The 23,353-nt window shown below is 71.7% G+C and carries 16 protein-coding genes; 11 read left to right on the top strand and 5 right to left on the bottom strand.

Features of this window, described 5'->3' with window-relative positions; all coding sequences use genetic code 11:
* Positions 1-386 precede the first annotated feature (386 nt).
* On the bottom strand, positions 387-9,335 hold the full coding sequence (locus AB0C26_RS36430; RefSeq protein ID WP_360257047.1) for a hypothetical protein: 8,949 nt from the start codon (positions 9,333-9,335) through the stop codon (positions 387-389).
* Positions 9,336-9,886: 551 nt separating this feature from the next.
* Here AB0C26_RS36430 and AB0C26_RS36425 point away from each other — a divergent pair.
* From AB0C26_RS36425 to AB0C26_RS36400, 6 genes are all read left to right on the top strand, one after another.
* Entirely contained in the window at positions 9,887-10,729 is an 843-nt protein-coding gene (locus tag AB0C26_RS36425) for a hypothetical protein (protein ID WP_360257045.1), read from the top strand.
* 138 nt (positions 10,730-10,867) lie between these two features.
* Complete coding sequence (locus tag AB0C26_RS36420; RefSeq protein ID WP_360257043.1) at positions 10,868-11,683, top strand: hypothetical protein; 816 nt, start codon at positions 10,868-10,870, stop codon at positions 11,681-11,683.
* 37 nt (positions 11,684-11,720) lie between these two features.
* A complete protein-coding gene (locus AB0C26_RS36415) occupies positions 11,721-12,077 on the top strand; it encodes a PRC-barrel domain-containing protein (protein WP_360257041.1) in 357 nt (118 codons plus the stop codon).
* Between the two features lie 63 nt (positions 12,078-12,140).
* Positions 12,141-12,959 carry an alpha/beta hydrolase gene (locus tag AB0C26_RS36410; RefSeq protein WP_360257039.1) on the top strand — a complete coding sequence of 273 codons (819 nt, stop codon included), beginning with the start codon at positions 12,141-12,143 and terminating at the stop codon, positions 12,957-12,959.
* Complete coding sequence (locus tag AB0C26_RS36405; RefSeq protein WP_360257037.1) at positions 12,952-13,515, top strand: WHG domain-containing protein; 564 nt, start codon at positions 12,952-12,954, stop codon at positions 13,513-13,515. Before AB0C26_RS36410 ends, AB0C26_RS36405 begins: the two co-directional genes overlap by 8 nt.
* Positions 13,516-13,636: 121 nt before the next feature.
* Positions 13,637-14,368: a hypothetical protein gene (locus AB0C26_RS36400; RefSeq protein ID WP_360257035.1), complete on the top strand. Its 732-nt coding sequence runs from the start codon at positions 13,637-13,639 to the stop codon at positions 14,366-14,368.
* Here AB0C26_RS36400 and AB0C26_RS36395 read toward each other — a convergent pair.
* Positions 14,365-15,687 carry a serine/threonine-protein kinase gene (locus AB0C26_RS36395; RefSeq protein ID WP_360257144.1) on the bottom strand — a complete coding sequence of 441 codons (1,323 nt, stop codon included), beginning with the start codon at positions 15,685-15,687 and terminating at the stop codon, positions 14,365-14,367. The two genes, AB0C26_RS36400 and AB0C26_RS36395, sit on opposite strands and share 4 nt — an antisense overlap.
* A gap of 5 nt (positions 15,688-15,692) precedes the next feature.
* A complete protein-coding gene (locus tag AB0C26_RS36390; protein WP_360257033.1) occupies positions 15,693-16,934 on the bottom strand; it encodes a glycoside hydrolase family 6 protein in 1,242 nt (413 codons plus the stop codon).
* A gap of 156 nt (positions 16,935-17,090) precedes the next feature.
* Between AB0C26_RS36390 and AB0C26_RS36385 the strand changes: the two genes are divergently transcribed.
* Positions 17,091-18,002 (top strand): SPFH domain-containing protein, encoded by a 912-nt coding sequence (locus AB0C26_RS36385; protein WP_360257030.1) that lies wholly within the window; start codon positions 17,091-17,093, stop codon positions 18,000-18,002.
* Between the two features lie 4 nt (positions 18,003-18,006).
* Positions 18,007-18,222, top strand: a complete 216-nt coding sequence (locus tag AB0C26_RS36380; RefSeq protein WP_360257028.1) for a hypothetical protein — start codon at positions 18,007-18,009, stop codon at positions 18,220-18,222.
* Positions 18,223-18,225: 3 nt separating this feature from the next.
* Here AB0C26_RS36380 and AB0C26_RS36375 read toward each other — a convergent pair whose 3' ends face one another.
* Both AB0C26_RS36375 and AB0C26_RS36370 read right to left on the bottom strand, forming a co-directional pair.
* Positions 18,226-19,464, bottom strand: a complete 1,239-nt coding sequence (locus tag AB0C26_RS36375) for an SGNH/GDSL hydrolase family protein (protein WP_360257025.1) — start codon at positions 19,462-19,464, stop codon at positions 18,226-18,228.
* Positions 19,465-19,666: 202 nt separating this feature from the next.
* The gene (locus tag AB0C26_RS36370) at positions 19,667-21,103 is read right to left on the bottom strand and encodes a GGDEF domain-containing protein (protein WP_360257022.1); all 1,437 of its coding nucleotides are present in this window, start codon (positions 21,101-21,103) and stop codon (positions 19,667-19,669) included.
* Between the two features lie 233 nt (positions 21,104-21,336).
* Here AB0C26_RS36370 and AB0C26_RS36365 point away from each other — a divergent pair, with 233 nt between their 5' ends.
* The 3 genes from AB0C26_RS36365 (at position 21,337) to AB0C26_RS36355 (ending at position 23,352) form a co-directional block, all read left to right on the top strand.
* The gene (locus AB0C26_RS36365; RefSeq protein ID WP_360257020.1) at positions 21,337-21,972 is read left to right on the top strand and encodes an RNA polymerase sigma factor; all 636 of its coding nucleotides are present in this window, start codon (positions 21,337-21,339) and stop codon (positions 21,970-21,972) included.
* A 5-nt stretch (positions 21,973-21,977) separates the two neighbouring features.
* Positions 21,978-22,733, top strand: coding sequence for a hypothetical protein (locus AB0C26_RS36360; RefSeq protein WP_360257018.1), 756 nt, complete (start codon positions 21,978-21,980; stop codon positions 22,731-22,733).
* 124 nt (positions 22,734-22,857) lie between these two features.
* A complete protein-coding gene (locus tag AB0C26_RS36355; RefSeq protein WP_360257016.1) occupies positions 22,858-23,352 on the top strand; it encodes a DUF1877 family protein in 495 nt (164 codons plus the stop codon).
* Position 23,353 lies beyond the last annotated feature (1 nt).

Genomic DNA, 23,353 nt, shown 5'->3' with positions numbered 1-23,353 from the left:
GTCGATGATGCCTTCCCTGCCCTGATACGTTCCGTAACCACCGGCCCCTACGACGGCGAGCATGAGCAGGGCCAGAAACAGGCGAAGCCTGAGGGGTTTCCGCCGGGCATGACGGCCGGGCCGCAAAGAATGCGCTTCTGGGGATCTGGGCACAATTCCTCCGCCGTAAAGGCAGCGTTCACCGTGATTGGCGGGGCTGCGGACAACTCATAGAAACGATCCGCTTTGGACGGCCCGCGCGCAATATTCAGACGCGGTGCACAATGACACAAGAGCCAAATGAACTCGCGGCATCGATTCCCGTTGCATGCAGTAACAGGAAAAGTTTGGTCATAGAAAATATGGCCATTGTTGAATTTGCGGGTGGTCAGTTCCGGTCACCGGCATCAGCGCAGAACCACGCTGCAGCGGTTGAAGCCCATGGCGGCTCGCGGCGGCGGGTCGGTGCGGCCGGCGAGGCCGAAGGGTTCGGCGGTCGCCACTGCGGGCATCAGCTCGACGCGCCACACGCGGCCTTCGGCCCGGCGGAGGACGTAGGGGGTGACGTCATCGACCACAACAATGCCGTCGGCACCCGTGAGTTCGAGCCGCGCCGCCACCTCGCCCCATTCCGCGGGTCGGAAGATGACCGGCGATCCGCTGTCGACGGCCTCGCGGTACCAGCTGCGGACCTCGTCCGCGACGTCGTGCTCGTCCACGGGGTCGAGCCGGACGCCGGTGGGAAAGGCGCGGCCCAGGAAGCTGCCGACTCGATCGTCGGGTTCGACTTCGCCGGCCAAGCGGACCAGCGCCTCGATCTCCGGAGGCAGTGAGACAGGGGCGGTGAACACCCGCCACCGAGGGGCCACCGCGATCGCGCCGAGGGGGTCGACCGTCTCATCGAGCAGGCTGCTGGTGTGTACGGCCACGTCGCGGCCGGTCGCCGCGGCCAGCTGAGCCGGATACTGCCGGCGGAGACCGCCCGGGCGGTCGGGCAGCAGGACGATCGGGCCGTCGGCGCCGGCGCGCGCCACCCCGAGGACAGCGGCGAGCAGATCCGCGGGGAGCTCCTCGCGTCGCCGGTCGCCCGCGGCGCCGGTCACCAGCGCGTACGCCGTCCCTTCGGCGGCGTGCAGATGGACACGGGAGCCCAGCGGCGTGTCCGGCGGCGTCACCGCGGTGTCGCCTTCACGCAGCATCACATCGCCGGCCCGGTCCGGCACGTCAGCGATCCTGATTCGCGCGCCGGACGGCATCCGGAGGCCCGGCTCGTCCATCAGGTCGGGGTAGGTCTCGCGCATGCGCTGGGCCACATCGGCGGGCAGGAATGCGATCAGCCCGCCGGGGCTGTCCACATGCAGCGACCGGCCGTCCGCTCCGGTCCGCACATACCTGACGTCGAAGCGGTGGACTTCGAACTTCCCGCTCAGCATCCGGTTGTGCTCGACGTAGGCGCCGGTCGAGTGGGCGGCGCGGCGGCCGCGGCCCGTAGCCCGATCGTGCGCCAGCGTTGCCAGACCGCGATAGCGAGCGTCCGGGTTGCCCATCGCGAGATGAAAGCCGCCGTCGGTGGTGGTGCCGGACTCCGATTCGTGCTCGCCCTCGGTGTTCACCTCGGGGAAAGCCAGCGCGTCGAGGCTGACAGCGGTCAGCCACGTGCTGCGGCCGAGGACGACCTGGCCGGTGAACCTGCCGCCGGGCTCGTCGACCCGGTACGTTCCGCGCAGCAGGGAGCCGATGTTGGCTTTGATGTTGGCCCGGTTCCACAGCGTCTGCCGCGCCTGAAAGGCCGGATCTGCGAGAGCCCACCGGCCCGGCGCCGGTTCGGTCAGGTCCGCGTGTCCGGATACGTCGAGAACCTGCAACACGTCGGCGACCTCCCGGCTGAACGCCTCCTGGGCGGCGCCGACGGTGGCCGGCCGGGGCGTCATCGGCCGTTCCCGGACCGGCAGGTCGGTGCGCCGCAACGCGGCGGGCACCGTCATCTCCACCGGGGTGAGCAGCCGGGCACTGCCCGTGCTGGGCAGGACGACCGGACGCGCCGGGCCCGCCTCGGTGAACAGGTCGGTCAACCACTGCGGAAGCCGGCCGGCGGTGAGACCGATGTGCCGCGCGCCTACGGCAGCCAGATCTCTCAGGTCCCGGAGCGTCTCCACCACCTGCGAGGGCACGTCCCGCTGCTCGATGTGCACCTGGAACGTGAGTTCCACGGAGAACTCCGCTGCCCCGTTCGTCCGCGTCGCGGCTCGACGGATGTCGCGGCTCATGGTGTTCTCGACCGCCTTGGCCGAGCTCTCCCACTCGCGGCCGCCGGCAGCGCCGCCGCCCAACCGGATCGCGTGCGGGATCTGGCCGCGGCCGCTGACGTTCACCGTCAGGTGGTGCGCCGTCTTCTCGTGCGTTCCTTCGGCGGTTTTCTGGAAGGCTTGGCCGCCCGAGGTCACTTTCACCTCCGGCCGGCGCCGGACGAAGGTCATGGCGCCTTCCGAGGCGGTGACACGCACACCGGTCAGCCGCATCGCCCCGAGAGGGCGTGCCTCGGCGAGCAGCACGTACAGGCCGTCGCGGCGGAGCTGAGGATATCCGGTACGCAGTGCCTGGTTGCCCAGCGCCGATTCCAGGACGGCCGCGGTCCGCAGGTCGTTCACGGCGACACCCTCCCGTCTGAGAGCTTGCCGGATGTCGGGGAGCACCCGCCAGGAGGCCATCCGCTCGACGGTCGCGAACCCGGCCACCAGGTCGGGCAGGATCGGGACCGGCTGGTCGACGATCGCCGGCGGAGCGGGATCGGCCGCGGCCGGTACTGGCAGGCCGAGGTCGCGAGCGACGCTTTCCGGCGCCGACAGCTCCAGCCCGCGGCGGATGCCTATGCTCAGGGAACGGGGCTCGTGGTCGCCCTGGCGGAGGTGCTCCACCTTGTAGATGACGTCGGCCGAGTAGTCGTAGCTGGTGTCGGAGACGGTCGCGATCGATATGTCGAACCCGCCCGCCTGGTACGACTCCTCCCGCCCCCAGCTCCTGCCGGGCGCGTACGCGGCGTTGAGCGCGATGTGGTTGGCGGCGTACTGGTCGGCCGCCGACCCGCTGTGGTGGCTGTCCGGTTCCGGGTGCGTACCCGACCCGGGGCTGAACAGGCCGCCGAGACCGAGATGAGCGCCGCCGTGCCAGGTCGACGCCTGCTTGTGAACCACCCGATGGTCGGCCTCCAGATACTCCTCGTGCCGGACGCCGGTGCTGGTTCCTTCCCGCGTGGGGTTGAGAACCTTCATCCGGAGCCGCAGGGACTCCACGGCCGTGCCGTTCCCCGCGAGCAGCGGGAGAAGGTAGCCGTCGTGAGTGAGCATCTCCGCGGCGTGCCCCTCCAGGAAGGTGGGGCTGAGAAGGGTGTGCAGGTCCACTCGGACGCGACCACGATCGCCACCCATCAGCTCCTCGACGACCGGAGCCAGGTGACGGACGTGGTTGAGCATGACGTGGTAGTTGGTGGGGCCTTCGGCGAACCCCTCGACCACCCGGTCCGGCGTGCCGTCGCGGTTGAGCGGGCCGGAGCGGACGACGACCGGGTCCGGCGCCGCCGGTTGGGGCGGCAACGCCGGATCCGGCAGGTACGCCTCGGGAATCAGCACGTCCATGGCGAAGCCGGGACCCTCGAGCCGGTGATCCAGACGCGCCACCTGACGGCGACCGTCCAGCACTTGCACGATCACTCTCCACGAGGCGCTGTATCGCAGTGGGATCACCCCCTCGGGGGCGACGCGGCGCCGATAGGTCTTGCTGTCGCGCTGGATGGCGTGCGCCGAGGACCTCGTCCGGCTGCCGTCCGTCTCCAGCACCCGGCCCCGAATCGTCAGACGGGGGTGCACGCGTCCTCGCGCGCCGACCTCCAGCCCGCCGCCGAGCGAGGTCTCCTGGCCGCTGTCCCACTGGTAGGCGGACGCGGCCCGGTTCTGCACGTCGACGCCGGTCCGTTCCCGTTCGTCTATGCGCACCAGCTCACCCAGAGAGGCGGAGGTCTCTATCCGGTAGGTCCGCCGGCCTTCGGTGAACTCCCAGGCCACTACCCCGTCGAGAAGGGTACGGACGTGACCTCGCAGACCGGGCACGCCGAACCGGACCGTGAGACCCTGCTGGACATCGAACAGGCGCTCCGGGTCGAGAAGATCCTGCTGGCCGCGCAGCGCGGTGACGACCATCGAGTTGACCAGGCCGAGCACCTGGTGAGCGCCTGGCATCTCCTTGACCACGCCCGGACCCAGACCGGCCCGGGCCGCCAGCGTCGCCGGCTCGCGGACATCCGGCACGCGCTGCGGAACGGATGCGGGCGCGGCCGGCTTCGGTGCCAGGGCCACCGGCGCCGGCTTCACCGGCGCCTCGGCGGTCCGGCGCGCCGCCGGGTTCTCGATGACACCGACGACAGATCTGGTCCGCTCGTCGATCACCTGCGCCTGGACGATCTGCAGGGTGTCGTCCATGAGGTAGCGCAGCGGCGGAACCGGTTCCGCGTTCTGGAGGTTCGGGGGTTCGAGGGAGGGCGGCGTCTGCCTGACCACGCTGACGCCCTGCATCTGGTCCAGTGCCCTCCAGCGGAAGCCGAGATCCCCGGCGGGGACCACGACCTGCACCGCGGTACCCCGGCTGCTCGCCAACCGCCCGGTCTCCCGCAGGTCGGAGGCGGTCCGGATCCCGGACGGGGGGAAAGGCCGGAGAAAGGCGTCGCGCCTGATCATCGTCGACACCCATCCGGCCACCTCACGGCCGGTCTCGTCGAACACCCGCGCCGCGCGTTCCCACAGAGCCGGCCGGCCGGGCAGATGCTCCGCACGGGTAGCGAGGGTCCGGTGGACCGCCCTTTCGAGCTCCTTCTCGAACCGTCCCGCGCGCTGCTCCGGCACGCCCAGTTCCGCGGGGACTTGTGTCAGGCGCTCGATTCGCCCGACGTTGCTGGTGAGTTCGAGGTGCACGCCCAGGTGGGCGGCGTACCGGCGTTGCCGATCGCGATGCATGAGTGCGGTCTTGGACTGTGCCATACCGCTGTTGCCGACAGTGGTGACTCGCTTGCGGGACATCGTGATCAGGTCGGCCCGTGGGCTGATGATGATCTGCCCACCCCTCAGGTAGGCCGGCGACTCAGCGCCCAAGCTCGCCCCGGCCCGGCTGTGCCGGCTGCTCGCGTGCCGTCGCGTCGACGTTCCGGCGATGTCGTTACGAATCAGCAGAGAGTCGCTGACGCCGACTTCGCGCAGGTCGTTCAGCACGCCGACGGTTCGGATCCAGCCCTGGAAGCGCCGGTCCCGGCGGAGGCCGTGGGCGGGCAGCTCGACGTCCAGATAGGGCGACACCCAAGCGCCGTTGGTGAACCACTGACCTCGGTCCCGCGCGGTCTTCTCGTTGTAGACCTCGCGCCGTACGGCCTGGATGATGCGGGCGACGTCACCTGCGGTGAGCCCGGGCCGGGCGCGCAGCGCGTGGGCCAGGTCGGCCAGGACCGGCTCGAAGCCGACCGCGTTGATGGTGAAGTCCTCCTCCAACAGCGCCTCGGGACGGTTGACCGGCACGCTGTCCCCGGACGGCTGTTCGAGGCGGGGCGAACCGAAGGCCCGCGGCAGCCCGACGACCACCTGGGAGGGCAACGGCCAGGTCCCGATCTCGGTACCGTCGATCTCGATCCGGAGGCCGGCGGCCAGCCGGAAGTCGTCCATGTCGTTGACCAGCGGACGATTGCCGGACTGGATCTCCGCCGTGTGACGGTCGCTGAGCGTGTGGTCGGTGGCGGCCTCGAACTTCGTCAGGGGGAAGGCGATGTGGTGGAAAACCTGGGAAGAGAGGTTCTGCAGCAGCACTAGCGGCAGCGATGTGGTTCGTGGGGCCCGGCGGTCCTGTTCGCTGGTGTGCAGGGTGTCGCCGTACTTGCTCTTGTAGCGGGTCTCGCCGGCAACCGGCCGGTTGACCGCCGGTTGTGGCTGGAACCTCGGATTCACCAGCGAGATCCGGACGAACCGGCCGTCGAGGTCCCCGGCCCGGCCGATCAGCAGATTCTCGTCCCATTCCCGCGGGTCCTCATTTCCGAGCACGCCGGCGAGCCAATTGCGCAGCCCGGGAACCTGGCCCGGGCCGCGATCCACATCGTCGAGCAGTGTCGCCAACACGTCCGCGTCGATCGGCTCGACCCGGACCACGTACCCGTCGCCGAGCAGTCCCGCCTGCCGGCTGAACCACGGGGCCGGGGCGGGATATCCGAGCGCCGTGTCCATCACCACCTGAGCGACGTGAGCCCGCCCGGCCGTTGCGACCAGCGCCTCCCAGTCCGCCGGCGGCCCGGGCGGCCCGGTCGGCGTTGGACCCGCCGAGGCGATCGCGCGGGCCAGTTGCTCACTGCGCCGGGCCGCGTCCCGTGCGGCGGGCAGGCGCCGCAGCAATTCCTGCCACCCGGCCAACCGGGCCGGCCCGCCCTGTCCACCCTCGGAGGCAGCTGCCAAGTGGTCGTGCAGCGTGCGCAGGTAGGCCACCCGGCCCTGCCGGTCCACCGCGTCCACACGACCGCCGAACGGGCCGGCCGGTCCGCGTAGGTCGTCGGTGAACTGCCGGAAGGCGCGGCCGGCCTCGGTGGCGTCCGAGTCGATGTCCGGCAGCCGGCCGGCGGTCTCGGCCGGCTCGGGCAGCGCCGCCGGGACCGGCCCGGCATCGGCCGGGGACATCGGCGCCGGCGCCTCGAGAAGCAGGTGTCCACCCGGCTGCGGACGGTCGGTCGCGGGGCTCAGTCCGAGGCGGACCGGGTCGAGCGGGACAGCCGCCGGATCGGGGTCCAGGAAAGCGTCCAGCAGCCGGCCGGCGGTGATGATCTCAGCTCCGGTGCGGTGGTCGTAGAGGGGGAGCGCCCAGAGATCGACCTCGGAGCCCGGGGGAAGGTCCCGCTCCGCCGCCAGGTCCGCGTCGAACGTGGGCTGGTCCGCGCGGAAGCGGGTCTCGATCAAGCCTCGGAGCACTGTCGCGTGCTGGGCGAGGAAGTCCTGGACCGCGGAACCGGCCGTGGCCCAGCGGGTGGCCGCCGCGTCCCGCGCCCGGACCGGCGTCCCCGTTGGCCCGCCCGGCATCGCCTGAGCGGTGAGCACCGTCGCGAGGTCGGCGTAGGCGAGCGTGACCAGCTCGGCCACGGTCGCCGTGTCCGGCGACCGGCGGCCCAGCTCAGCCGCATCGGTCGTATCGAGTCCGGCGATCCCGGTCGCGTCGATGTGGTGCTGTGCCGCCGCGGCGCCGACGTCGAGGGCCGCGGCGAGCACGCCACCCGGCTCCGCCTGGCCGACGGCGTGCAGTGTGCCCAGCACATCACCGCCCAGCCGCACGGCGAACGACGGGGGCGGCGGGGCTGCCACCGGCTCGATCATGGTCGGCTGCCGGGGAGCGGCCTCAGCGTCGAAGATCAACGCCGATGCCGTACGGGATCCGCGGATCGCGTCGGGCACGTCGTCCACCGTGACCGTGGTGCCGCTGCGGGGATTGACCCACCAGATACCGGACGCGTCCGCGTACAACAGCGTCCAGTCGCCGCGATCGACCCGGATGACCGCCAGGCCGCCGTCGCGGTGCAGTTCCCGGGCCAATGCGGTGAGCGACCGTACGGCGGTCCAGTCGCCCATCTCGTCCAGCGACACCGGCGGCACGCCGCCGGCCGCGGCCGGAAGAAGCGCGGGAAGGGCGGCACGCAGCAGGCTGGTGACTGTCTCGGTGTCGGCCGGGGCCGGCGACCCGGCGGCGTTGGTGACGGCACCGAGAGCCAGCAGACCGGCATACTCCTGAGCCGCGGTCCACCCGGAGCGGCGCAGCACGTCGGCCAGCAGCCGCCGGTCCGCCTCGCCGAGCGCATGATGCACGGCCGATTCCCGGGGCCGGCCCCGGCCGGACAGCTCACTCCGGACGGCGGCGCGGAACATCGCCAGCGCCTGCCGTTCCAGAGCGCCCTGGTCGGTGGCCGGTGTGCCTTCGCGCGGGGCGGACCGGCCAAAGCCGTGCGTCTCCGGGGCCGCGACGACACGAGCGCGTGCGGGACCGGCGACGTGCGGGTCGTCGGTGCTCGGGGCGGCGATGACCTGGCGTGCGTCGTCCAGGGTTCCCCCGGCCGGCCGGATGTGCTCGGCGAGCGACTCCAGGAGGGTTTCGTTCGCCCGGTAGGTCGTGTCGCCCGCCATGGTGACGCGCGGAGCCGGCCGTGCCGCCGCGCGCGCGTCGATCCAGGCCTCGGCCAGCCAGCTGGTCGAGCCGGCCAGCTGTGGCGTGGTCCTGAGGTTGTCGCCGGTCACGGCGAAGGGTCGGCTCGTCTCCGGGGGAGCCTCGGCGGCGGCGCCGGAGAGCAACGGCAGGCCGTCCCCGAAGACGACCGGGCGCACCGCGCGGTCGCCGTCGGCGACATAGTGGTCGGTCACGGTGAACATGCGCCGGACCTCGGCCGGGATCGGCACCTCGGTCCAGCCCGACGGGCCGTGGCGCAGGTCCGCGATCTGTTCGACCTGGTTCAGTACGGACCGGGCCCGCAGGACAGCGACGACCACCCGCACCACGACCTCGGGATGCCGGTGGCGACGGGCCACGCCGTTCAGCGCCACGAAATCGAGGCGTACGGGCTGCGACTCGAGCCCACCGGCGGTCGCGGCGTACGCCTCGCCGACCAGAGCGAGCGTGGCGGTCCGATCATCCAGGGGGATCGGACCGCCCACCGGAGCGGTCGGGGCGTATCGCCAGCCTTGCTGATATGCCTCGGCCAGCTCCCGGACCACGATGTCCATCTGATGCCGGGTACGGCCCGGCGACGTCCGCCAGAAGGCGCCCGGGCCGAGCGCGAACCCGCCTGCCGGATAGGACGGGTCACTACCCGGCGTCACCAGCCGGCTGGGACCGCTGGACTGATGGACGGTGAGCGGTATGCCGTGCCCGGCCAGCGCCTCGTGCAGGTCCGGGCCGACCGGCCCGCCGATCACCACGGCCGAGGCAATCGGCAGGAAGCGGTCGGTGAGCTGGGCGCGGAACGTGTCGTCGAGGGCGAGCCGGCCGGCGAGGTCGGACGCCGCCATCCCGGTGGCCGGCACAAGCACCAGGAAGGACCGCGAATCGGCCACCCAGGGCACGGTGACGAGCCGGACGGCGTCACCGGCGGCGCTCCGGAGCTGCGCGTACGACCGGTCACAGGCGGCGAGCCACTCCACCGCCGCGGCCGCCGTGGCCGGATCGCTGCCGTCGAAGTCAAGTCCGCTCGGCCGGTCCCACTGGTTGGTCAGTGTCTCCGGGCCGGAGGGGACGCCGCTCGTCTCCGGGGCCGCGGGCGCTCGACTGCCGAAGTCCGCCGACGGAAGGATGCGTTCGGGCACGGGGCGCCGCCTCTCGGTGGGCTGTTCCTGCCCGCCGGACAGGCTCTGCACGCCGGAGTCTGGCAGCTGAGCCGCTGTACCACAGTCCCCTATAGAGGGTCCCCTTTCAGCGATCATGGTGTCGTTACACGTGGTTCCCCTTCGCGTTGGGTGATGTTCGCCTGCTTGACGTCTGCGGCGCCGGGAGGCAACGAGGGTTCGCCCCCGGGACGGGGGCCGCTTGAGTTCCGGCACCCTCGCTCGGCGAACGCCGCCTTCATGGACGCCTGGATGTCAGCCTCGGCTACAACGGCATCGTTCTCGGCAACGGCGCCGCCTGTCAGCTCGGCTTCCGCGCACGCAGCGGCGCCCCGGTCACTGTCCGGGCGAACGTGCGCCTCAACGAGGCGCCCGGTTCAGGGGCGCGGCGCCGAGCAGTTTCTTGGCGATACCCGTCTCGCGGCGACGATCCTGATAATGCCGACAGGGTAACGCCGGCGAATGGGGGCCTGAGGCGAAGAAAGACCAAAGCTCCGCCGGCCCCGCCGACCATCTGTGAAGAGCCCGGGGATATGAGTGGGCCTGAGGTCCATTCCGGCGGGGTAAGGCCACTTGACGGCACCGAGCAATCGGGTGCGAAAGCGAATTATCCGGCGGTAAATGCCAATGACTTCTTTAACTACGTTATCGAGCCTCTGAAGAGGAATGTCCCCAACTGGAGCGACTATCACACAGAGGTGGCGGCTTCGGCTGCCACGCTCGGCGGCACCCTCAAGTTGATGCCGGAAGCCCCGTCGCAGATCGTCGATATCGGGTCGAGTCTCAAGATTGCGGCAGCCTGCCTGGAGGGCTTCGCGAACGGCGTCGAGTTGGTCAATCAGTTTCGGCCCGGGAACGATAATATTAGTCCTTGGGCGACTTTGAGTGGCGCCTTAGGCCTGGTGGGCATGCCGTTGGCAGGAGTCGGCGAGGAGGGCCCGAGTACCCTGGACCCCAAGATCAATTGGGGACTCCACATCAGCGGCACCATCTGCGTCACGTTATCGCGGATCAGTAAGATCGCCGCACTGGTTCAGGCTGCTAAAAGCAGTGAACTGGCTCGGCCCGCTGAAACCGGTGAAACGCTGAATGAGAACAGGATGAGAGCGGTCGGCGACCTCGCCGCCTTGGCGGGGCGCGAAGAGCTATCCAGCGCGTCAGCGGTCAGTCGCAACCTTCGCTCGTATCGAATCGCCTCACGCCAAGCTGGTGACGGCAACGACCGTGTCGCGTGGACACAGGGCGGCTTCGCCCTCAACCAATCTTCACCGGAGCGGTTCGACTGGCCAGGTGAGGTGACTTCTCAGTGCGGGTTCGAGATGGGATCAGGTGAAGGTGCGGCTCGTTTGGCCTCCGGGAGGGGTGTCCGGGGGTGATTCGGCGGTCCATACCGGCGATCGCGGCACCGCTCGTCCTGCCCGGGTGTGCCCGTGTCGATCAGACAGGGCCGCGCTTCCTCGCTGAGACCTCGATGACGGGCAAAGGCGTCATCGCCGGGATGGCATGATCGGGCGATGACGTCGCCGCGCGAGTTCTGGTCGCTGTTCGAGCCCCTGCACGCCGTCACCTACTTCACGCCGCAGGCGGGGGCGGCGTTCGAGGCGGCCGGGCTGACCGGGTTCTGGCGGCGGTACTTCGCAGGGCGGGCGGCGGCGCTCGGCCCGGTCGGGGCGGGCCCGGTGACGGCGGCCTTCTTCGGGTTCGCGCCGCGGATGGTGGCGCGGGCGCTGCCGGACGTGTGGACGCGGATCACGCCGGCGGCCGCGGTGGCCGCGCGGACCGCGGGGGCGGCCGCGGCGCTGACCGCGCTGTTCGAGGGGCTGCCGGAGTCCACGGTCGTGGACGCGGCCGACATGCTCGAGGAGGCGGCCCGGGCGGTCGCCCTGCCGGGCCGGGTGCTGGCGGCGGCGCACGCCGATCTGCCGTGGCCGGCCGAGCCGGTGGCCCGGCTGTGGCACGCGGCGACGATCCTGCGCGAGCATCGCGGGGACGGGCATGTGGCGGCGCTGCTCACGGCCGGGGTGGACGGCTGCGAGTCGCTGGTCTGGCGGGTGGGCCTCGACGGCGGCCGGCTGCGGGCGGTCACCCAGCCGGCGCGGGGGTGGACCGACGAGGAGTGGCGGGCCGCGGCGGAGCGGCTGGCCGCGCGCGGGTGGCTCACCGCGGAGGGCGTGGCGACGGCCGCCGGGCGCGACGCGTACGCCGAAATCGAGGTTGTGACCGATCGCCTGGCCGCCGAGGCCGTGGGCGACGTGGGTCGGCTGGCGCCACTGACCGAGCGGGCGTGGAGCGTGCTGCCGGCGGACAACCCCATTCCGCTGCGTCGCTGAGGGGTTTCGGGCTGGTGGGTCAGGGCAAACCACACACGTGTTCCCTGCTGAGAATTTGCGCGACTGGCGCGGCGAGAGCGTCATCGACCCCGACGGCGCCAAGATCGGCGAGCTCGAGGCGGTCTACGTCGACACTCTGAACGACGAGCCCGCGTACGCGACCGTGCGTGTCGGGTTCATCGGCCGGCACCGTCTGGTCTTCGTGCCCCTGGCCGGTGCGACCGTGACCCCCAAGGCGGTCCGGGTCCGTTACGGCAAGAAGCAAGTGACCGACGCGCCGAGCATCGAGCTGGACGGCGAGCTGGCCGCCACCGAGGAGCCGACCGTCTTCGCCCACTACAACGTGCCGTACGAGCCCGGGGTCTCCGGCGCCCGGAGGCTGGCCCGCCGCTGACCCCTTGCACTTCCTGGCTAATCGAGTTAGCTTTTAGCTAACACCACTAGCCAGGAGTGAGTCATGACCGAATACCTGACAGTCGACGGCGGCACCATCGCGTACGACGTGACCGGAGACGGGCCGCTCGTCGTCCTGGTGCCCGGCATCGGCACCAGCCGCGACGCCTACCGGTTCGTCGCGCCGCGCCTGGTCGCCGCCGGCTACCGGGTCGCCACGGCCGACCTGCGGGGCGCCGGCGAGTCGAGCGCGGTCTGGCCCTCGTACAGCCGCACCCACATCGCCGGTGACCTGCTCGCGGTGATCAGGCACCTCGGTGGACCGGCCGTGCTCGTCGGCCACTCGATCGCCGGCGGCGCCGCCACCATCGCGGCCGCCCAGACGCCCGACCTGATCAGCGCGGTCATCGAGCTGGCTCCCTTCACCCGGGCCCAGTCGTTCAAGCTGGGCGACCTGCGCCGCAAGGCCACGCTCAAGCTGGCCGGCACCATGCTGGGCAGCCTGTCGTCCTGGAAGGGCTACCTCGACCTGGCCTACCCGGGGCGGAAGCCGGCCGACTGGACCACCCAGCTGGCGGGGATCGAGGCCATGCTGCGCGAGCCGGGCCGGATGAAGGCCCTGCAGAAGATGACCCAGACCTCGCCCGCCGACGCGGGGGAGCACCTGGGCGGCGTTCGCGTCCCCGCCCTGATCGTCGAGGGCACCCTCGACCCCGACTGGGCCGACCCGCGGGCCGAGGGCGAGGCCATCGTGGCCGCGATGCCGGCCGGCCGGGCCCGGCTTGAGATGATCGAGGGCGCGGGTCACTACCCGCACGTCCAGTACCCCGACGAGACGGTGGCCGTCATGCTCACGTTCCTGAAGGCCCACGCCCGTGCCTAGGGCCGGCCTGGCCCCGGCCGCGGTCATCGAGGCCGGCGCCGCCCTCGCCGACGAGGTGGGCCTGGACAACCTGACCATGGGCCTGCTGGCCGAGCGGGTCGGCGTCCGCACGCCGTCGCTCTACAAACATGTCGAGTCGCTGGGCGCCCTGCGCCGCGGCATCGGCATGCGGGCCAAGACCGAGTTCGCCGTCGCCCTGGCCCGGGCGGCGGTCGGCCAGTCCGGCCCGGCCGCGGTCCACGCGTTCGCCGACGCGTACCGGGCGTGGGCCCTGGAACATCCGGGCCGCTACGCCGCCACCCTCCGGGCCCCCGAGGCCGGCGACGAGGAGGACCGGAAGGTGTCCGACGAGTCCATCCGGATCCTGTTCGACGTCCTCGCCGGATTCGGCCTGCCCGAGGATCGCGCCGTCGACGCCGCCCGCGCCCTGCGCTCCAGCCTGCACGGCTTCGCCAGCCTCGAGGCGGCCGGCGCCTTCGGGCTGGACCGCGACGTGTCCGAGAGCTACCGCTTCCTGGTCGCCACCCTCATCGCGGGCTTCGAGGTACGAACCTAAACGCGAAGCGGCTGTGGGATCGGCGACAGAATTGATCGCGTCCGACGGCGAATGGCGGGAACGGAAACGGCATCGAACTCCAGGACAGCGTTGCTCCACTGTGCCGGAAGGAACTCCTGCCATGCGTGTACTGCCCCTCACCGTCGCCGCGCTTCAGATCGCCGCCCTGACCGGTTGTGACGCCGGGCCGGAGAACGTCTCGGGAGACGCGGGTCCCGCCGGCGCCCCGGCCCCCGTCTCCGCTGTTTCGGTGAGCGTCGCGCCCACCTCGGGTCCGGCCACCTCCACTCCGACTGTCCGAGCCAGTTCCACCCGGTCCTCGACCGCGCCGAAGACCGCGCCGGAGACCGCGCCGGAGACCGCGCCGGAGACCGCGCCTGCGACGACGACGAAGACCGCGCCGAGCACCGGTATCAGGGCCACCGACTGGAACAACGTGACCCTCAAAGGGTTCCCCACCCTCGGAGACCTGACCTTCAAGAACGGCAAGGCCTCCTCGGGTGCCGACAACTGCACCATGCTGCCCGGGGGCGCGCGCCCGTTCTACGCGGAATATCTCGCCGAGGAGCCGGCGAGCGCCCCGGTCACCGAGGACTCGCTCATCCTCGTCGACTGCGGCAGCGACATGCGGCAGCAGAGCCTGGTCCCGGTCAAGCTCGGCTACGACCAGAAAACGCGGGAGACCGTGGGTGCCATCAAGGCCGACGCCCCGACCGACTGGGACGAAGCGATGACCTTCACGTCCTACCGGGTGGAGAACGGCACCATCGTGACCACGGTCCGCAAGACCGACGGCACGCCGGAGACGCGCCGCTACCGCTTCAACGGAGGCACCAACTGGGAACGGTTCTAGCCGAGCCGTACGCCACGCAGGATCTCCTCGCTGTGGTCTATGTCGTCGGTCTGGCGGATCTGCACGTAGAGGCCGACGTCGCCGGTAGCGGGGGTGATGAGCGCTTCGGTGAACGAGATGGCGCCGCTGCCGCAGCCGGTCCAGCGCCGCACGACAGCGGATCCGGTGACCAGGCGTGGATGGGCGTCGGGCTGCGGGACGCAGGTCGAGTGGTCGGGCAGCGCCGGACGGCCGCCGCGCAGGGCCGGGCTGATACCGGCGAACACGCCGGGCGCCGGGTTGTCCGGGTTCGACCAGCCGGTCAGGTCGGGTCCGACGGTCAGGCCCGGGTCACGGCCCGCGCGCAGACGGATCGTCCCCGGGTCCCAGCCGGTGTCCCGGACCTGCTTGGCCCAGGCGCCCGGCACCCACACCGACAGGGCGCCGGACGCGTCGGCCACCCGGGTCCACTCCGGCTTGTCGTTCCGGGCGGCGTCCCAGGCCGTGCCGGCGAGCACCGTCACCGCCGACAGGGCGGCGGTGACGGCCAGCCGGCCCGCGATCGAGCGGCGGGCGGGCTTGTCCGTACGGGCGGCCTCCACCGCCTCGGCGAACGCCGCGGCCGACGGCCAGCGCCGTCCCGGAGCGGGGGAGAGGGCACGCAGCACCACCGCGTCGACGGCGGCCGGTATGCCCGGGCGGAGCTTGGACGGGCGTACGGCGGGCTGCGAAGCCGGTGGTTCCCCGGTCAGCATGTGATAGGCCAGCGCGCCCAGGGAGTAGACGTCGGCCCGCTCGTCCAGGCCGCCGCCGATCCGGGCCTGTTCCGGCGCCATGTAGCCGGGCGATCCGGCGACGATGGTGAAGCCGGAGCCCTGCGCCAGAGCTTTGGCCAGGCCGAGGTCGGCGACGAGGACGCGGTCGCCGTCGAAGAGCACGTTGGACGGCTTGAGGTCCCGGTGCAGGACGCCGAGCTCGTGCAGGACGGTCACGCCCCGGGCGAGCTCGGCCGACACGCGGACGGCCTCGGCGACCGGCAGTGGGCCGGACTCCAGCCGTTCCGCGAGGGTGCCGTCCGGTGCGTACGTCATGACCAGATAGGGACGGCCGTCGGGCAGTTCGCCGACGTCGAGCACGCGAACCACCCGCTCGGACTCGGCGCGGCGCATGATGCGCGCCTCCTCGGTGAAGCGGGCCCGGACGTCGAGCTGGTGTGTCCAGTTCTCGGCCAGCACCTTCACCGCCACCGAGCTGTGCAGCTCCTCGTCGTAGGCGAGCCAGACGGTGGCGAACGTGACGTGGCCCCACCCGCCGAAGCGGGTGAGGCCACTAGTGGAGATGTCGGTCAGCGCAGCGGAGGGTTCGCCAGCTGGACCAGCTCGATCGCCTGTTGGGGGAACCAGGCGCCGGCGGCCGGGTCGGCGGTGTTGCCGCGGGCCGGGTCGAGGCCGGTGCCGGTGCCGCGGTCGCACTGGCCGTCGGACTGGCCGGGGGTCTTGACCCACAGGAAGGCGTCGGCCAGCGGGTCGCCGGTCCTCGTGGTCGGGCGCAGCCCCAGGCCGCGGTCCGGCGGGTTGCACCAGACCTGCGGGTCGGGCCAGGTGACGCCGGCCGGCGCCGTCCACGGCCCCTGGCCGTTGCGGCTGGTGTCGACGACGAAGTGGGCCAGCTTGCGCGGGGAGACGGCGCCGACGTTCGCGTCGTACCAGGCGTCGCTCAGCGGCCAGGTGCTGAAGTCGCCGGGGCTGGCCGGGTAGTACTGGCTGGCGCACTGCTCGAAGTGGCCGCGCGCCTCGACCGGGCCCTTCGTGCCGTAGTAGACGCACTTCGAGATCCAGTTGCCGTACTTCAGCTGGCGCTCGGTCGTCTCGTAGTTCGACACGTTGAGGAAGAAGCCGTCGGCCTTGGCGACACCGGCCTTGACCAGCCGGTCGGCGATGTCGCCGACGCCGAGCCAGGCGCTGTGCGTGCCGTCGAGATAGACGCTGGTGTGCGGCAGGGCACCGAGGCGGCGGACCGCGTAGTTGAGCATCGCGAACCGGTCGGCGGCGGCCGTGGCCGGATCCGCCTCGGCCGGCTTGCACCACTCCTGCTCGCCGTTGATGGTGGTGTACCAGGGAATGATGCCCAGGCCGTCCGGCTCGAGCATGATGGCGGCCCGGTGACCGCCGATCCCGGCGGCGAAGGCGTCGATCCACGCCCGGTACTCGGCCACCGAGGTGGCCCCGCCCGCGGAGTACTGCGAGCAGTCCCGGAAGGGGATGTTGTAGGCGACGAAGACCGGCGTCGTCTTCTTCGCCGCGGCGCGCCGGGCCTCCGCCCGGACCGACGCGGTCAGCGAGCGGCCGGAGCCGCCGGTGACCCAGACGGCCTGCGGGGTCTCGACCATGGTGCGGATCTGGTGGGCCAGGCCGCGCTGACCGGCCGCGGTGAGCTGGGCGATCTGCTGGACGGCGCCCGGGTCGGGGCGCGGGGTGTAGAACCGGGTGCCGTCCGCGATGGGCGCGGCGCTCGCGGGAACCGGGTTCAGGGACAGGGTCACCGCGCACGCGGTGGCCGCGGCGACGATATACGACCGTAAGGACACGTCGGACTCCTGTTCGTACGGACAGGTGGGAGCGTTCCCAATTCCCCGAGCCTCGATCTTCCAGTGGCGCAAGTCAATGGGTCGTACGGACCGGCGATTGAAAATGTGATATCATATTGATAACCTCGTGACATCGAACGCGAGAGGGAGGCCCCCATGACGGAACACCTCGATCTGCCCACCCCGCAGGTGCGCGAGCGCATCGCCCGAGGCGCCTCGGGCTGGCCGGTTCTCGGCCTGTCGGTCGCGGTGCTCATCCTCAGCGCGGCCGCCTTCATCATCGGTTTGCAGCAGAAGAGTGACGCGCTGATCGGCGTTCTCGTCGGCGCTTCCGTCCTGTTCGGACTGGCTGCGGTGGTGGCCCTGGCCGGGCTGACCCCGGTCGCGCCCGGCGAGGCGCGCGTCCTGCAACTCCTGGGCCGCTACACCGGCACCGTACGCACCGACGGGCTGCGCTGGGTCAACCCGCTCACCGTGCGGCGCCGGGTCTCCACCCGCATCCGAAACCACGAGACCGACGTACTCAAGGTCAACGACGCCGACGGCAACCCCATCGAGATCGCCGCCGTCGTGGTCTGGCAGGTCGAGGACACGGCCCGCGCCGTCTTCGAGGTCGACGACTTCATCGAGTTCGTCGCCATCCAGACCGAGACGGCCGTTCGGCACATCGCCAACGGTTACTCGTACGACTCGCACGACACCACCCGGATGTCCCTGCGCGACAACGCCGACGAGATCACCGCCAAGCTGTCGGAGGAGATCGGCGCGCGCGTGGCCGCGGCCGGCGTGCAGATCATCGAGTCCCGGCTGACCCGTCTCGCGTACTCACCGGAGATCGCCCACGCCATGCTGCGCCGGCAGCAGGCGAACGCCATCGTCGCGGCCCGCGCCCGCATCGTCGAGGGCGCGGTCGGGATGGTCGAGTCGGCGCTGCTGCGCCTGGCCGAGAATCACGTCGTCGACCTCGACGAGGAGCGCAAGGCGGCGATGGTCAGCAACCTGCTGGTGGTCCTGTGCGGCGACCGGGACGCTCAGCCCGTGGTCAACGCGGGAACGCTCTACTCGTAGGCCCATGGCTACCGAACGCAAGAAACTGCTCCTGCGCCTCGATCCCGCCGTGCACGACGCGCTGGCGCGCTGGGCCGGTGACGAGCTTCGCAGCACCAACGCGCAGATCGAGTTCCTGCTGCGCCAGGCCCTGGCCGACGCCGGCCGCCTGCCGGGGAAGGTCGGCCGGATGCGCGGCCCCGGCCGGCCGGCCGGGACGCCGGAGCCGGACGAGGAGTGACACCTAGCCGTCGGCCCGGGCGAAGAGGCCGAGGTCGACGGCGCCGGCGAGCGCCTCCATGCCGGCGTTGTTGGGGTGCATGTGGTCGCCCTGGTCGTAGCGGGCGTTCCAGCGGTCCGGGTCGGCCCGATCGCGGACCGCCGCGTCGAAGTCCACGACCCCGTCGCAGCCGTTTCCCCGCGTACGGACGAAGGTGTTGAAGGTCTTGCGGCCGGCCTCGCCGGCCCGGCTCCAGCCCTCCGCGCCCGCGTACGGCGGCAGGGTTCCGCACAGGACCTTGACCTTCGCGCCGTGGCTGCGCTGGATCAGCTGCCGCAGGCCGGCCACCAGCCGGCCGCCGGTCGACTCGTCGGCGCCGCCGAGGTCGTTGACCCCCAGGTCGGCGAGGATCACCCAGGTGACGCCGGGCTGGGCGAGCACGTCCCGCTGGAGCCGGTTCAGGGCGCTCCGGCCCACCCCGTCCTGCAGAAGTGAGTTGCCGCTGATGCCGGCGTTGAGCACCCCGACCGTACGGCCGGCGCCGTTCAGCCGCCGGGCGAGCAGGTCGTGCCAGCTGCGGTTCCCGTTCCACGTCGAGTCGTAGCCGTCGGTGATCGAGGCCCCGAGCGCGACGACCGCGCCCTCGGCTCCGCCGTTCTGGACGTCGACGCCGGCCAGGAAGGAGTAGTTGTAGAACGAGCGCACGCCGGGCAGCGAGGCCTTCGTGCTCTGGTTGCCCGAGGCCATGTAGTTGTCGCGGTTCGCGGATCCGTGCTGGGTCGCCGAGGCGACGGGCTGCGGCAGGTACGCGCTGACGGCGAGCTCGCCGCCGGCCGGCAGCCGGTACGCCACCGGGTCGCTCACGGCGGTGCCGCCGGCCTTGACGGTCACCGAGTCGGCGCCGCCGAAGGTCACATGCGCGTTGGTCGCGGGGTCCACCGTGCCGGTGCCGAGATGCTTGGCCAGGTAGACGGCGCCGACCGTGAGCGGGGCCCGGCCGAACTCGTTGGAGAGCCGGACCCGGACGGTGTCCCCGCCAATGCTCGTGTGGACCACCTGCCGGAGCGTCTCGCGCTGGAAGCCGGCTCCCTTGCCGTCCTGCATGGCGGTCGCCCAGGTGGCCGTCCACGGGGTGTTCGGGTCGGCGGAGGCGGTCTCGTGCTCGGCGGCCGACGAGTCTCGCCGCACCCACACGACCGCCGCCACGGCGAGGAGCGCGACAACGGTCGCTACCAGGAGTTTTGAGCTGCCAGTCCACTTCACCGCGCCACCCTACGGCCTTGATCAACGGCTGCGGGTATGAACAAAGTCTCCCCCAACCATCGCAAAACGGTCAGGTGAGCCTTCGAGGTCGAGAAGCCGCTGCCGAAGCCGGCCCGCGATGCCGTGTCCCTGCTGACCAGCGACCCCGCCGGCCGCGCCCGGCGCCGCCCGGCCCGGCGCCACGGCCGCCTGTGACACGCGCTCATCGCTGAGCGCCGGCCAGGACGCGGTCGCGGCCCCGGTGCTTCGCCTCGTACAGGGCCTCGTCGGCGCGGGCGACGAGCTGTTCCGGAATCTCCCGGCCGTCCCAGAGCGCGACACCGGCCGAGAAGCTCTGCCCCTGCGGGGTGACCTGGCGCATCCGGTCGAGGACGGCGACCGCCGTCTCCAGTGACTGCCCGACCAGCAGTACGCCGAACTCCTCACCGCCGTAGCGGGCCAGCAGGTCGCCCGCGCGCAGCTGATCGCGCCAGGCCGCCGCCGCCTCCTTGAGCAGGCGATCCCCGGCCGGATGGCCGTGGCTGTCGTTGAACCGTTTGAAGTGGTCGATGTCCATGAGGGCCACGGCCACCGGCTCGCCGGAACGGACCGCCTTGGCCATCTCCCGGCTGAGCTCCAGGTCCCAGGCGCGCCGGTTCGGCACCCCGGTGAGCGCGTCGTTGTGGGCCAGCGCCCGCAGCTGGGCCGCCTGATCCTGCACGCGGGAGATCAGGCCGGCCATCCGGGCCAGCACGAGCAGGAACAGGATGACCGAGCTGAGCGCGATCGCCGGCCAGTCGATCGCCGACGGGTCGGTGAACCCCTGCACGATCAGGACCGCGGGCGCCAGCAGGGAGGCCACCGCGAGCAGCGTGAGCCGGCCGGCGGTGATCCGTTCCGCGCGATCGGGCGCCACCTCGGACAGGGAGCGCATCGACGGGTGCAGTGCCGCGGCGCCGAACAGCAGGTACATGGCGATCCAGCCGACGTCCAGCAGACCGTCGCTGTAGGCCGTGAACAGGCTGACGACGGCGTAACCGACGTCGCTCACCAACTCGGCGACGATCCCGGCGATCACCAGGCGGTAGCTGACGGTTCGCGCGCCCGGCGTGGTCAACAGCCGTACGACCATGATCAGCAGCAGGAGGTCGCCGGCCGGATAGGCGAGGGAGGCCAGCCGCTGCAGCAGGCCGAGGGACTCGTCGTTCGCGACCGGCCGCATGAGGAACGACCAGGACAGCAGCGACAGGCTGGTGGAGACGATGGCCGCGTCGAGCAGGCCGGCGCGGTCGCGACCGGAGATGCGGCCCTTGATGAGCTGGAACGCTCCGGCGGCGAACATCGGATAAGCCAGCAGGTACGGCACGTCGGCCGGCCCTGGAAAAGTCTCCCAGCCCCACGAGAAGTACTGCAGTTCGTAGACGACGTCGCCCACCGCCCACAGGGCCAGCGCACCGGCGAACCAGTACCAGGGCCCGGGCCGGCGGGGCCTGTTACGGCGTACCCCGGCCAGGACGGCCGCCGCCGAGGCGAAGCCGAACGCGTTGTAGAGCCCCCACGCCCACGGATCGTCCGAAGGCATCATCAGATAGACCGCGCCGGCCACGGCACCGCACATCAGCCACCACTGCCACAACGGCCGCCTACGCAAAGCATCCACGCCCGGTGCCATCGGCCGGGGAGCCTTCGGTCTGACAAATATGATGTCACGGCGAGTGAATTGGTCGTCACATTGGGTTGAGAGCCTAAATCCGGCATGACGAGGTCGACTGCCAGCTTCTCGTCTTGACGGGTAAGGGAAACGGATGGAAGGCCGAATCCGTCCGGGGACAGATTCGGCCTGGCTGTGGTCCTGGCGGTAGCCTGCTCCCCTGTTCTGCGAGGGGATCGACGGTGCCGACGGACGAGGAGTTGGCCGGCGCGCTGATCGCGGCGCGGGCCGGTGACGAGCGAGGCTTCGCCGTGCTGTGGCGTGCGCTGAACCCCGCCGTCCTGCGCTACCTGCGGGTGGTGGCCGGCGACGCGGCCGAGGACGCGGCGTCGGAGACCTGGCTGCAGGCGGCCCGTGACCTCGACCGGTTCTCCGGCGGGCCGGACGCGTTCCGGGCCTGGCTGTTCCGCATCGCCCGGCACCGCGGCATCGACGAGCGGCGCCGGGCCGGCCGCCGCCGCGAGGAACCGGCCGCGGCGGTCGACGACGGGTCGCAGTCGCGGGACGCCGCCACCGAGATGATCGAGGGCGTGGAGATCGACTGGGCCCTCGAGCGGATCGCGGCGCTCCCGGGCGATCAGGCCGAAGCCGTGATGCTGCGCGTGGTGGCCGGTCTCGACGTCGCCGGTACCGCCCGGGTGCTGGGCAAACGCCGCGGCGCGGTGCGGATCGCGACCATGCGCGGGCTACGCCGGCTGGCCGACGACCCCCAGGTCCGCGACCGTGCGGCCGGAACCGAGCGGCCCGGCGCCGCCGACTCGTCAGTCCGCGACCGTGCGGCCGGGACCCTGCGGCCCAGCGCCGCCGAGGAGGTGTGACGCCGATGCGCGGATCCGACGAGGCGGACCGGGTGGCCGCGGGCGGCCGGTCCGGCGATCCGGGGCTGGATCATCTGCTCGACGCCGTCCGGGCCCCGGCCACCACGGCCGAGACGCGCGGTGAGCGGGGGGTGGCGGCCGCCCTGGCCGTCGAACGCCGTCGGGCCATGGCCGGCCGCAGGCGCGCGGCCCGGCCGCGAGCCGTCATCGTCGGCGTCGCGGCGGCGGTGCTGGTGCTCGGCGCCGGGGGCGCGGCGGTGGCGGCGCGCACCGGCAACCTGCCGGGTGGCGTGCAGCGGCAGGCGCATCGACTGTTCTCGGGGTGGGGCGTGCCTCCCGTCGAGGCCCCCACCCCGGTTCCCGTGGCTTCCGGCCCCCGGCCGACGGCGTCTGTTTCCCCTTCTCCGGCGGCCTCCGAGTCCCCTTCGCCGGCCGCGTCTGTTTCCCCGTCGCCCCCGGCCTCCGTTTCCTCTTCGCCCGCGGCTTCCCCTTCCCCTTCCCCTTCCCCTTCCCCTTCCCCTTCGCCTTCGGTCGCCGCTTCCCCTTCGCCTTCGGTTGCGGCGGCGGACCGGGTTGCCTGGTGTACGGCCTGGAAGGTCGACGCCGCGGGCGGGCACCCGATGAACGGGCGGGACCGGCGGGACCTGATCGCCGCGGCCGGCGGTAAGGAGAACGTGACGGACTACTGCGCCGGCGTGCCCGAGCCGTCACCGAGCGCAACAGCGAAGACGAAACCGTCTCACCCGGGGAAGGACAAGTAAAAGCGCTCCGGCCGCCGTTTCCGTTACTCGAAAATCTCCTCCGGGCGATTGATATTGCTCACCGTTGATTACCGCGGTGCGTGCCCCTAGCGTTGCGGCGGCGTTCACTTCGGGAGGAGACCACGTGGCCATTGCTGTGCTGATGAGGCGGGTGTCGCCCGAGGACGTCGCCCGTGGGCTCGAGCACCTGGAGTCCGGGTTCGGCGCGACGATGGACGACGACGTGTTCGCGGCCGAGGCCGCCGCCGGTCTGCTGTGCAGCCTCGGCCGGGACTGGGCCTTCGTCGACCTCGCCCTCACCGGTGACCGGCACACCTCCGGCACCCTGGCCGACCTGGTGGTGCTGGGCGGCGACCCGCTGGGGCAGGCCGGGCCGGCCGACCGTGACATGATCATCCTGCTCGATGTGGAGAAGACCGCCGTCGCCGCCGCGTACCTGGGCGACATCGACCCGGACGCGCTGCTCGAACAGCGGCGCCCGCAACTGTCCGAGCGCGTCGGCGGTGTCCTGTCCGACGAGTTCCTGGCCGGCGTCCGGCAGCACCTGGAGAATCTGCGCGCCTTCTACACCGCCGCGGCCAAGGCCGGCCAGGCGGTCGCCAAGCGCACCTACCTCTGAG

The organism is Actinoplanes sp. NPDC048796, assembly GCF_040650035.1.
Taxonomy (GTDB): domain Bacteria; phylum Actinomycetota; class Actinomycetes; order Mycobacteriales; family Micromonosporaceae; genus Actinoplanes.
This window is presented reverse-complemented; position numbering and strand designations above follow the sequence as displayed.